The following is a 12046-nucleotide window of genomic DNA, read 5'->3' on the forward strand; positions in this document are numbered from 1 at the left end:
AGTATGCAAATGAAAACAAGATGTCCAAGCTATTGCGGCATAACCTGTGTTGACGGCAGTTGTCCTAATGCACTTGCTAATGAATATCCGGAGTATGGTTATGAACATTGTACCTGTGAAGAGTGCGGATATTACAAAGGCTGCAGTGATTGCTGTTTCGCAAATAATCCAGAATATTGTACTGAACCCGAAAAGGAAAAATATAAAGGGGTGATCTGATGATTTTCTTATACTCCGGGACTCCCGGATCAGGGAAAAGTCTGCATGTAGCAGAAAGGTTATACCATCTGCTCCGTGCTGGCCGTCCGACTGTGTGCAACTTTCCCATTAACCTAAACCGGATCCCTAAGAAAAAGCGTGATCTGTTCTGTTATAAGAGTAACCTTGAGATTACCCCGGAGTTCCTGATTGAGTTCTCCCAGAAACATTTCCAGGGTAAAAAAGTAAAGGAGGGTTCCCTGCTCCTGGTCATTGATGAGTGTCAGTTAATGTTTAATGCCAGGGATTGGAGTAAGTCCGGACGGGATAAGTGGCTATCATTCTTTACGCTGCATAGGCATTATGGCTATGACATTATCCTGGTAGCCCAGTTCGACCGGATGATCGATCGCCAGATCCGGAGCCTGATCGAGTATGAATATATTCACAGGAAGGTAAGTAACTTTGGTCTCCGGGGAATGTTCCTCTGTGCGATCATGCTGTCCCCCAAGCTTTTTGTCAGTGTAAAAGTCTGGTACCCGATGAAGGAGAAGGTAAGCAGTGAGTTTTTCAAGTGTAAGCGGAAATATTACTCGCTATATGATACTTACCTGATGCTGGATGCCCCGGAATGATGTATCTCATTTCCTCCGGATCTGCCAGGCTTTCTGCAGAAATTTTGAGATACATTTCAGGAAACGGCTGGCAGTCCCAGAGCCGGCGGCTGTCCAGAAACTCCGTCAGCCCTGCTGTGTGGGAAGACGGGGGTTGGGGGGACCCGTCTGACCGCGCGGCAGTGCTGCCGGAGTTACGTTACTGCCCCCTGCCACGGGCCTGTAATACGTGGTCTGAAAATACATACAAAATTCATGTGAAAGCCTTGTAAATACTGGCGAAAATGGCAATTTTAAAATTTCCCCAAACTGCCATTTGGGGAAAAACTTTAGTAAAGTAAAGTGAGGTGTGAAATTGGATATTAAGAAGCATTTAAACACAACTAAAATATACCAGGAATTGGATGATGAAAACCAAAAATACTGGTTTGACTTCAAACAAAAGAAGTTCCTGCATAACATTGATACCTTTTATTATTCCGTGAAATTAGTGGAGGATTTTACTGATGATTCCAATGATCCAAATGTGGCACAGTTTAGAAAGTATTTTGAGAAGAAAAAGTCTTTTCTTGCTTCCAGATACGGAGAATCCCTCCCGGTCTTCTTTGATGGTTTTGATCGTAGTCTTAACTTTTGCCCTGGCAGTTTTGCTGGTTTTTTCAACATCTGCTTACAGTGCCCGGAATGGTTTGACATATTTATTGCTCCTGTTGTCCCTCATTCTTCTGATGGCGGGCTGTCTGTTACGTCTGAGATCGTGGTACAGATTAGATCTTATATGTTATGGATGTATGGAGTGCATGAAGCCTTTGAGAGGTCTTATCATTATGTAAAGCTGATCTGTGATTATTTTGGTTTACATATTGCTTACTGCCAGGAAAACAGGATTGACTATTGTTGGCACAGCAACTACTTAAGTAACCCGGAAAAGTTCTTTTCTCCTGAGAATTTCTACAAAATGAGGGTTGACCGCTTCAAGGATGCCCTGATTCATACTGCAAAGGTCGGTTCAGAGGGCTATGAGATTGATTATGTATCTATGGGGAAACGTTCAGACAAGGTATTTATCCGTATCTATCTGAAAAGCAAAGAAGTTATTGAGAAGAATTATAAACCATGGTTCTTCAAGGTCTGGCTGTTCAACGGTCTGATCAACCGTTATGATCTGTATTGTTACGAGGAATGCTATAAGCGGCACTCCTGGGAATACCTGGATACTGCCAGGCTGAAATATTACAGTGAATATGGTTCTGATCCGGAGCTCCGGGAGCAGTGCTGTCATGTTGTAGAAGGTAAAGTAACTATGTCCCCGGATACGCTGCATAAACTTGCAGATACATTAACACCCAAGATCAACCTGATCATGAACGTGGAATACCAGACCATGAGGAAACACACCAAGACTTATGAACTGGTACCTTTCCGGGATAACAGCTCCAAGGAAACGGCAAAGCGTATCTATGATTATTTTGATAACAGGAAGATCATTGCCGATTATCTGACTTTCTTCGTCTTCCGGATGGTTCGCCCTGAGGGGGACAGCAACAAATCAAGACGGGAACTGTGTGCTTTCTGGTATGCGCTCCGGAGCTGCAGGATGATTGATGTCAACGTCCGTTCAAAGGATGTGAAACTGATCCGGCAGTACTGCAGGCAGCTTAACAGTGACATAATGAAAAAGCGTGTGATCAATGCAGCTATAACTCTTGGGATTTATACCAGGGGAATCAATAATGATAATGTGGTACAGGATTGTGTGGAAGCACTTTGTCAGCTGAATGATAATGATATTCATGACGCATTACGCTACAAACAGAAAAAAGCCCGCCAATTCAATAGCAGTGAACTGGCGGACACTTATGTAAGTAGTGTTACTCATGAGTATCAGATAGTCAATATCAATACTGGTGAAGTATCTACTGACATAATACCATAAGCATCTGAAAAATACAATTACAATCATGTATCTTAAAAATCATGCTGCAACGTTCTGATCAGCTGCATCTGCAGAAAGAAATGAGATACAAAAGGAGTGATATACATGTCTATAACTATTGACCAGGCTTTCCAGATCTTCATGGCTGACCGGGAAACTTCCTGTGTAGATAAGACCCTGATGTATTACCAGGAAAACCTGACTAATTTTTTTACTTATGTATCTGGAGTTTTTAACAGACCAACTAATGAAATTGATTGTGAGGAAATTACAAAGGAACTGTTCCAGAATTATATTAAGTATCTTCGGAAACGTCCCAAGTTCCAGAATCATCCTTTTCTGGAACCGTCCTCAGAACTGTTGTCCTCTACCAGCATCCGGACATATTGCAGATCGATCAAAGTCTTTGCCAATTTCTGCAAAGATAATGATTATGGTCATGATTTTACATACAAGGTTAAGCTTCCGAATGATGATGCAGGGGAAATCATCCCCCTGTATCAGTCCGAAGTCCAGCAGATCGACAAGCTTTTTAACCTCAAAACGGAGTTTGGTCTCCGGAATTGGTGCATTGTTCATTTAATGCTGGATGCAGGCCTTCGTTCTTCCGAAGTGATCAACATTCGGTTTTGTGATCTTCTTTTTGAAAAGAACATCATACAGATTTACAAATCCAAACGTGCCAGAACCCGGCTTGTTATTCTTTGCCCCCGGCTTAAAGTCAATTTAATGAAATACTGTGTGATCTACCGGAATTATACAGAGCTTCACCCTAAATCGTTTGTCTTCCTGCAGATGAGACAGCAAGAACCCATCAACCAGAATGTTATCAAACAATTATTTGCCCGGATCAAAAAGAAGTCAGCAATAGAAAGGCTGCATCCCCATCTTTGCAGACATACATTTGCGACCTCTTACATCAAGGGCGGTGGTAACATTGAAATGCTCCGGCTGCTCCTGGGACATTCCGATTACAAAACAACCAAAATGTATCTGCATCTTGCTCAGCAGGCAGAACTTCTGCATGAAGATATTTATCCTTTGGATCCTGTTTTTTTCAAAAGATTCTATTAGTTACGTTTATGCCCTTATGGGAACTTCCTCATAAAGGCATAAACACTTTCTTTTTTCACTTTTCCCGTTACCTTTATTTTCTATCAACAAAGAAAAACACCGTCCCCGCAGCTCCTACGTCTGCAAAAACAGTGTCTTTAGTGCGCCTTCAGGGGCTCGAACCCTGGACACCCTGATTAAGAGTCAGGTGCTCTACCAGCTGAGCTAAAAGCGCTTATCATCTTTAATTTTCTGAGGTATTGTGCCTCAACGCAAGTGATATTATATTAAATACCTCAGAAAATGTCAATAGGTATTTTAAAATTTTTTTATTTTTTTTGTTTTTCCTTTTTTTTATCCTTTTCAGACAGCTTATTCAGCATATTGTTGACTTCTTCCACGGATTTTCGCAGTTCATTAAAGGCATTTGGCACGGTTCTGTGCTCATAGCTGAACTGGATCATTTTATTATGGAAAGAACCCTTCCGTTTACGCTTCACCGGCAACTCCTGCGGACATTCTGCACAGGCAGCCTGAAGATCAGCCCTCCTGCCTGCACACCTGCCCTGGCAAACTCTTATTCTTATTCTATGCTCTGTTCTTCTCTATCTTTCACTTCTGTCCTCTGAATATCGTTCTCACGCCTCCGTATCACTCCCATGATACGATTCTTCTCCATCTTTCAGTTCTGTCCTCTGGAGATTACCATCTTACAAATAGGATTCCCCATAGAGGAAAATTTCTCCTCATATTCCGTCATTACATTTCCCTCAGACATCTGAGCATCATGATGCAGATCAAAGGTAAATGCATCCAGATTCCATCCTGCATCCTTCACCTCTTCCAGGGAAAACTCAAACAGCTCTCTGTTATCTGTCTTAAACTCTACCTTACCCTCCGGCACCAGGATCTGATCATATCGTGTCAGAAACTGCCTGGAAGTCAGGCGTCTTTTCGCATGACGTGCCTTTGGCCAGGGATCAGAGAAATTCAGGTAAATCTTATCCACCTCACCCTTTGCAAAAATCTCCGGCAAAAGTCTGGCATCCACCCGCATAAAATAAAGATTCGGATAAGTGATCCCCTCCTGTTCCAGTTCCGCCCTCTTCTGCAGCCCTCTCAGAAGCACACTGTCATACATCTCAATTCCTACATAATTAATTTCCGGATGCAGCCTGGCTAGATCCATAAGAAAACGCCCTTTCCCCATACCAACCTCAATATGAAGGGGCTGCTTTTTCTCAAACAAATCTCCCCAGCTTCCCTTATGCTTCTCCGGCTCCTGAATTACATAGGCACTCTCCAAAATCGCATCCTGCGCTCCCGGTATATTTCTTAATCTCATAAATCCTCCTGATACCCTTTCTATCGTCATGGGGATAAAACCCCAACATCATCTTTATAACGTACCATAACCGCCCCCTCACGTCAACTACCATCCACACTGCTGCCAGCCTCACCAATCCCCTGTGTTGCTGTTCGTTCCCTTCTTTGCGATACACTTCCCTACTTGCTCATAACCAAATAACTGCTCCGCTGCTTCGGTAAATAATTATCAAATTTTTACCCATATGTAAAATTTAGATGGTTTTTTTCTCCAAATAGGTGTATGATATCTAACAGATATTACTATTTTGCACATAGTACATCTGTCTTTTTTGTAAAATTTTGCCAACAAAGGAGGTTGAAGATGGAGCAGATACTTAACAAATTATCTGAAATCGAACTTACAGCCCAGCACATCATGGAAGACTGTAATCAGACTAAGCAGCAGCTATCTGCAGAAGCAGAAAAAAACTGTCAGGATTACGACCAACAGCTGGAAGCTCAGACCACTGCCCAGATCCGGCAGATCCGTCAGAAACTGGAAGAGGAAAAAGATACACGCCTCTCTGCCCTGCGTGCAGAAACAGAAGCAACCTTTTCCGCTCTGGACACATATTATGATGAAAATCACGTGTGCCTTTCCAAAGAACTTTTCCAGAAGATCCTGGAACTGTAAAAAGCACTGTTAATAGGAAAGGAAGTGAACACAAAATGGGAGGTGTACTCTCCTACAGCGGACTTTCCACGAAAATCCGCGCAATGCAAAGCCGGCTGACCACCATGGACCAGTTTGAAGAAATCCTTCAGCTGACAGATGTCCAACAGGTAGCCGCCTATCTGAAACGAATGCCGGAATATTCCTCCAAATGGAATTCGCTGGATGAAACCACTCTGCACAGAGGGCAGATTGAAAAGCTTCTGAAGAAATCTATTTTCCAGAATTTCTCCAGGCTCTACCATTTTGCCAATCCGGAACAGCGCAAATTCCTGGATCTGTATTCCAGTCGTTATGAAATCCGTGTACTCAAGGAGGTCATGACCAATATTTTTGACCACCGCACCACGGACCCTGTAGATGTCTCCCCTTACCGGGATTTTTTCCGACATCACTCCAAAATTGATGTGGACCGGCTCACCACCTGCGCCACTATGGAGGAGCTGATCAACAGCCTGAAAGGAAACGAATTCTATCATCCCTTGTGTAAAATCCAGGAGCATGAAAACGCCCTGCTTTTTGATTACGGCATGGCACTGGATCTGTATTACTTCACACAGATCTGGAATCTGAAAAAGAAGCTTTTCAGCGGCAAAGACCTGGAAGAAATTACCCGGACCTACGGTGAGAAATTTGATATGCTGAATCTGCAATTTATCCAGCGTTCCAAACGCTGTTACGGTATGCAGCCGGCAGACATTTATGCCCTGCTGATCCCAATGAACTACAAACTGAAAAAAGAAGAGATCACCGCTCTGGTAGAGGCTCCCACTGTCGAAGAAAGCCGCAGGATTTTCCAGAAGACCTGGTATGGCGCCAAATATGACAAGCTGTCTATAGCCAACCTTGAGGAATTCTACAACTATATTCTGCGAACTGTCCTGGAAAAGGAAGCACACCGGAATCCATACTCTGTGGCTATGATCTATTCCTATTTATACCACAAAGAACATGAGGTAAACCGTCTGACCATCGCCATTGAGTGCGTTCGCTACGGTGTGGCTCCCGCAGAAGCCATAGAATATATTAAGAACAATTAACCAAACAGGAGGTGACAATATGATTGAGAAAATGAAATTCCTGAGCATTACCGGGCCCAAGGCCGATATTGACCGGGTAGTAAATACCTACCTGTCCAAATACGAGATCCATCTGGAAAATGCTCTCTCTGAGCTGACCACAGTTCAGAACCTGACTCCTTTCCTGGAGATCAACCCTTACAAAGAGGCACTGAACACAGCCAATCTGTTCTGTGAGGAACTGAACAGCTTTGCAGCCGATACTGTAAAAGCTGAGACAGCACAGGCTGCAGCCCAGACAATGGATGTGGAGACAGCACTGGATACTATCCGCCGCATTCAGACAGACTACCAGGATCTGGACCAAAAGCGGGCTGATCTGGAGAATCAGCTGACCACTGTGGACGAATCCCTGCGAGTGATCCGGCCTTTCCGTAATCTCGATTTTGATATTTCCTCAATCCTGAAATTCCGGTTTATCCGTTTCCGTTTCGGAAGGATAGGAAAGGAATATTACCAGAAATTCGAAAGATACATCTACGATAATCTGGATACTATCTTTATTAAATGTGACGAAGATGACCAGTATATCTGGGGAATGTACTTTGTTCCGGAACCTGAATCCCAGAAAGTAAAGGCTGTATACTCCTCCATGCACTTCGAGAAGATCTACATGCCGGATTCTTATGAAGGCACCGCAAGAGAAGCTTTTGAGCAGCTTGCCCAGAAACGAAGCCTGATCCTGTCAGATTTCAACACTGCCAGTCAGAAGAGAAATGATTTCCTCATTTCCCACTGTCAGGAAATTCTTGCTGCCAGAGCTGCCATTGCCAGACTTTCCGGAAACTTTGATATCCGCAAGCTGGCAGCCTGTACCAGAGGTAAGGGCGAAAGTGATATCTTCTATATTTTATGTGGATGGATGACAGAAAAGGATGCCCATTCCTTCCAGACAGATATCAAGGATGACAGCAAAATTTTCTGCATTATTGATGGTGAGGATGATGAACATATCCAGCCTGAAACTCACCAGCAGCCGCCAACCAAGTTAAAGAATCCGAAGCTTTTTAAGCCCTTTGAAATGTATATCAATATGTATGGCCTGCCGGCCTACAATGAAATGGATCCCACCTGGTTTGTGGCCATCACTTATTCCTTTATCTTCGGCGCCATGTTCGGAGATGCAGGACAGGGACTGCTGTTGTTTATCGGCGGTTTCCTTCTTTACAAATTCAAACACATTGCACTGGCAGGTATCATCAGCTGTGCAGGTGTATTTTCCACGATCTTCGGAATCCTGTTTGGAAGCTTCTTCGGCTTTGAAAACCTGTTTCCGGCATTGTGGCTGCGCCCGATGAATAATATGATGACCGTACCCTTTATCGGTAAACTGAATACGGTATTTATTGTTGCCATCGGCTTTGGTATGGGACTTATCCTTCTGTGTATGATCTTCAATATCCTCAATGCATGGAAAGCACACGATACAGAGCATATCTGGTTCGACACCAACTCTGTGGCAGGCCTGGTCTTCTACGGCTCTGCTACTGTCTCCATCGCACTGATCCTCACAGGACATACACTTCCGGGAGGAATCGTACTCTTTATCATGTTTGGCATACCGCTGATCCTGATCTTCTTCAAAGAGCCACTTACAGCTCTGGTAGAAAAGAAATCTGAGATTATGCCAAAGGAAAAAGGAATGTTCATTGTACAGGGTCTGTTCGAAATGTTCGAAGTCCTGCTGAGCTATTTTTCCAATACTCTTTCCTTTGTCCGTATCGGAGCCTTCGCAGTCAGCCATGCAGCTATGATGGAGGTTGTGCTCATGCTCGCCGGCTTTGAAAGTGGCCACCTGAACTGGGTAGTAGTAATTCTGGGAAACCTTTTTGTAAGCGGTATGGAGGGTCTGATCGTAGGTATCCAGGTCCTTCGTCTGGAATACTATGAAATGTTCAGCCGCTTCTACAAGGGTACAGGACGCAAATTTGAGCCATTCCGCCCTACAAAATAATAAAAAAATCAACGAATAAAAAGGAGATCAATTATGACAACAATAGCACAGATTATTTTAGCAATCGCACTGGTACTCAGTATCATCCTTCCCTTCGGCTACTATCTCATCGGTGAGAAAAACCGAGGACGTTACAAAACCGCCATTGGTGTAAACGCATTTTTCTTCTTTGGCACCATGCTTATCGCCATCGCAGTTATGTTTACAGGTGCTTCCTCCGTACAGGCAGCAGCAGGCTCTGAAGCAGGACTTGCTACAGGTATGGGCTACATTGCAGCAGCTCTTGTAACCGGACTTTCCTGTATCGGCGGTGGTATTGCCGTAGCCAGTGCGGCAAGTGCAGCCCTGGGCGCGATCAGCGAGGATCAGAGTATCCTTGGTAAATCCCTTATTTTCGTAGGTCTTGCAGAAGGTGTTGCCCTCTATGGACTGATCATCTCCTTCATGATCCTGGGACAGTTATAAGATGCAGATGTTTCTGATCAGCGACAATATCGATACCTATACAGGGATGCGGCTGGCAGGTGTAGAGGGTGTGGTTGTCCACACACATAATGAATTGAAGGATGCCCTGGAAAAGGCCATCTCCAACAAAGAAATCGGGATCATCCTCCTGACCGAGAAATTCGGCAGAGAATTCCCCTCTATCATTGACGATGTAAAGCTCCATCACAAAACCCCTCTGATCATCGAAATCCCGGACCGGCATGGTACCGGACGAAAACCGGATTTCATCACATCCTATGTAAATGAAGCAATCGGATTGAAGCTATAAGGTATGAATAAAAACAACAGGCAGGTGTTAGCATGACAATTGATGAAAAACTCAGCCATTTCTATGATGTTACTATAGCGGATGCTCAGGCAAAAGCAGCCGGCATCCTGGAAGAACACAGAAAAGCTCTGGCACAAATGACAGAAAAACACAAGGCTGACAGCCAGGAAAACGCCCAGGTACAGATCAAGGCAGAAACTGCCAATGCCAGACGCGAGATCAATAAAGCACTTTCTGCAGAACAGCTTACCATCAAACGTGACTGGACCAAAAAACAGAACGAATTAAAAGAAAAGCTTTTTGCAGAAGTAAAAACACAGCTGGAAAATTTCCGAAATACCCCGGATTATCCGGCTTATCTGGAAAACAAAATCAAAGAAGCCCTGGATTTCGCAGAGCAGGATAAGATCAATATCTACCTCTCTCCTGAGGACAGTGCCCTTCTCCCGGATCTGGTAGAACGCACAAAAGCCTTCATTACAGTTTCTGCTGAAGGCTTCCTTGGAGGGATCAAGGCAACGATCCCCCACAAAAATATCCTGATCGACCATTCTTTCGCAGGAAATTTCCAGGCAATATACAAAGAATTCAAATTTGACGGAGGGCCAAAGCATGAGTAATACAGGTATTATCTACGGTGTCAACGGCCCGGTCATTTATCTGAAGGGTGACAGCGGCTTCAAAATCTCCGAGATGGTCTATGTAGGTCCTGAAAATCTGGTAGGTGAGATCATTGGCCTGAAAAAAGGCATGACAACTGTACAGGTCTTCGAGGAAACCACAGGACTGAAGCCTGGCGATACAGTTACAGGTACCGGAGATGCCATCTCCGTGCTTCTGGGACCCGGAATCATCCACAACATTTTTGATGGTATCCAGCGTCCTCTGGAGGAGATTGCCAAAGCCTCAGGTAAATATATTTCCCGTGGTGTCAGCGTAGACTCCCTTGACACACAGAAAAAATGGACCACACATATTACAGTAAAAGAAGGGGATGTAGTAGGACCTGGCTCCATTATCGCAGAGACCCAGGAGACTGACTCCATCCTGCACAAATCCATGGTTCCTCCCAATCTGACAGAGGCTACCGTAATCCATGCGGCAGCTGACGGAGAATACACAATTCTGGAACCCATCGTAACGATCCAGTTTGCAGACGGAACCACCAGGGATCTGGCACTGGCACAGAAATGGCCAATCCGTATTCCCAGACCTACCCACCAGCGCTTCCCTGCAAGTGTACCGCTGGTTACAGGACAGCGTATCCTGGACACCCTTTTCCCAATTGCAAAGGGCGGTACTGCTGCAGTTCCCGGAGGTTTCGGTACAGGCAAGACCATGACCCAGCATCAGATCGCCAAATGGTCTGACGCAGATATCATCATCTATATCGGCTGCGGAGAGCGTGGAAATGAAATGACCCAGGTTCTGGAGGATTTCAGTAAGCTGATCGACCCCAAATCCGGCAATCTGATGATGGACCGTACCACCCTGATCGCCAATACCTCTAACATGCCTGTTGCAGCTCGTGAGGCTTCTATTTATACAGGTGTGACCCTTGCTGAATATTACCGGGATATGGGCTATGATGTCGCCATCATGGCAGACTCCACTTCCCGTTGGGCAGAAGCTCTCCGTGAGCTGTCCGGACGTCTGGAAGAAATGCCTGCAGAAGAAGGCTTCCCTGCATACCTTGCCTCCAAGCTTTCCGCTTTCTATGAGCGTGCAGGAATGATGCAGAACTTAAACGGAACTGAAGGCTCTGTTTCCATTATCGGAGCAGTTTCCCCCCAGGGTGGTGACTTCTCAGAGCCTGTTACCCAGAACACCAAGAGATTTGTCCGCTGCTTCTGGGGACTGGACAAAGCACTGGCTTATGCCCGCCATTTCCCTGCTATCCACTGGCTCACCAGCTACAGCGAATATCTGGAAGATCTGACCCCCTGGTACAGAGAACATGTCTCTCCCAAATTTGTAGCAGACAGAAATCAGCTCATGGCTATCCTGAACCAGGAAAGCTCCCTCATGGAGATCGTTAAGCTGATCGGAAGTGATGTTCTCCCGGATGACCAGAAGCTGACTCTGGAAATTGCCAGAGTGATCCGTCTGGGATTCCTCCAGCAGAACGCCTTCCATCAGGAGGATACCTGCGTACCTATGGAAAAGCAATTCAAAATGATGGAGATCATTCTCTATCTCTACGAGAAATGCCGCGCCCTGATCAACCGTGGAATGCCGGTTTCCGTACTGAAGGAGGACAATATCTTCGAGCGGATCATTTCTATTAAATATGATGTACCAAACAATGAACTGGACAGATTTGAACAATACCACAAAGACATTGATACCTTCTATGACAAAGTCATGGAGAAAAACGGCTGATAACAGAGAGGAGA

The 12046-nt window shown here is 44.8% G+C and carries 13 protein-coding genes and 1 tRNA gene; 11 read left to right on the top strand and 3 right to left on the bottom strand.

Annotation, left to right across the window (positions count from 1 at the left end; translation table 11 throughout):
- Positions 1-9 precede the first annotated feature (9 nt).
- The 4 genes from H8Z82_RS03960 (at position 10) to H8Z82_RS03975 (ending at position 3822) form a co-directional block, all read left to right on the top strand.
- Positions 10-219: a hypothetical protein gene (locus tag H8Z82_RS03960; RefSeq protein WP_186994326.1), complete on the top strand. Its 210-nt coding sequence runs from the start codon at positions 10-12 to the stop codon at positions 217-219.
- Complete coding sequence (locus tag H8Z82_RS03965) at positions 219-833, top strand: zonular occludens toxin domain-containing protein (RefSeq protein ID WP_186994327.1); 615 nt, start codon at positions 219-221, stop codon at positions 831-833. The genes H8Z82_RS03960 and H8Z82_RS03965 overlap by 1 nt, the downstream gene beginning before the upstream one ends.
- Positions 834-1167: 334 nt before the next feature.
- Positions 1168-2748 carry a hypothetical protein gene (locus H8Z82_RS03970; RefSeq protein ID WP_186994328.1) on the top strand — a complete coding sequence of 527 codons (1581 nt, stop codon included), beginning with the start codon at positions 1168-1170 and terminating at the stop codon, positions 2746-2748.
- 105 nt (positions 2749-2853) lie between these two features.
- On the top strand, positions 2854-3822 hold the full coding sequence (locus H8Z82_RS03975; RefSeq protein ID WP_186994329.1) for a tyrosine-type recombinase/integrase: 969 nt from the start codon (positions 2854-2856) through the stop codon (positions 3820-3822).
- A gap of 141 nt (positions 3823-3963) precedes the next feature.
- On the opposite strand, the gene H8Z82_RS03980 is transcribed toward H8Z82_RS03975, so the two are convergent.
- The 3 genes from H8Z82_RS03980 to trmB form a co-directional block, all read right to left on the bottom strand.
- A tRNA-Lys gene (locus H8Z82_RS03980) sits at positions 3964-4036 on the bottom strand.
- 94 nt (positions 4037-4130) lie between these two features.
- A complete protein-coding gene (locus H8Z82_RS03985; protein ID WP_173743078.1) occupies positions 4131-4301 on the bottom strand; it encodes a hypothetical protein in 171 nt (56 codons plus the stop codon).
- 182 nt (positions 4302-4483) lie between these two features.
- Positions 4484-5146, bottom strand: a complete 663-nt coding sequence (gene trmB / locus H8Z82_RS03990) for a tRNA (guanosine(46)-N7)-methyltransferase TrmB (RefSeq protein ID WP_186994330.1) — start codon at positions 5144-5146, stop codon at positions 4484-4486.
- A gap of 345 nt (positions 5147-5491) precedes the next feature.
- On the opposite strand from trmB, the gene H8Z82_RS03995 reads away from it, so the two are divergent.
- Genes H8Z82_RS03995 through H8Z82_RS04025 form a run of 7 tightly spaced genes read left to right on the top strand, consistent with a single transcriptional unit; the run spans position 5492 to position 12032 of the window.
- Positions 5492-5803 carry a hypothetical protein gene (locus tag H8Z82_RS03995; protein ID WP_186994331.1) on the top strand — a complete coding sequence of 104 codons (312 nt, stop codon included), beginning with the start codon at positions 5492-5494 and terminating at the stop codon, positions 5801-5803.
- Positions 5804-5838: 35 nt separating this feature from the next.
- Entirely contained in the window at positions 5839-6882 is a 1044-nt protein-coding gene (locus tag H8Z82_RS04000; RefSeq protein WP_186994332.1) for a V0D/AC39 family V-type ATPase subunit, read from the top strand.
- Positions 6883-6901: 19 nt separating this feature from the next.
- A complete protein-coding gene (locus H8Z82_RS04005) occupies positions 6902-8875 on the top strand; it encodes a V-type ATP synthase subunit I (protein WP_186994333.1) in 1974 nt (657 codons plus the stop codon).
- Positions 8876-8908: 33 nt separating this feature from the next.
- Positions 8909-9340, top strand: a complete 432-nt coding sequence (locus H8Z82_RS04010) for an ATP synthase subunit C (protein ID WP_019163225.1) — start codon at positions 8909-8911, stop codon at positions 9338-9340.
- A 1-nt stretch (position 9341) separates the two neighbouring features.
- The gene (locus H8Z82_RS04015) at positions 9342-9650 is read left to right on the top strand and encodes a V-type ATP synthase subunit F (protein WP_019163226.1); all 309 of its coding nucleotides are present in this window, start codon (positions 9342-9344) and stop codon (positions 9648-9650) included.
- Positions 9651-9682: 32 nt separating this feature from the next.
- Positions 9683-10270: a V-type ATP synthase subunit E gene (locus tag H8Z82_RS04020; RefSeq protein WP_186994334.1), complete on the top strand. Its 588-nt coding sequence runs from the start codon at positions 9683-9685 to the stop codon at positions 10268-10270.
- A complete protein-coding gene (locus H8Z82_RS04025; protein WP_186994335.1) occupies positions 10263-12032 on the top strand; it encodes a V-type ATP synthase subunit A in 1770 nt (589 codons plus the stop codon). The genes H8Z82_RS04020 and H8Z82_RS04025 overlap by 8 nt, the downstream gene beginning before the upstream one ends.
- Positions 12033-12046: the final 14 nt, after the last annotated feature.

The sequence above is a fragment of the Blautia difficilis genome (assembly GCF_014297245.1).
Taxonomy (GTDB): Bacteria; Bacillota; Clostridia; order Lachnospirales; family Lachnospiraceae; genus Blautia_A; species Blautia_A difficilis.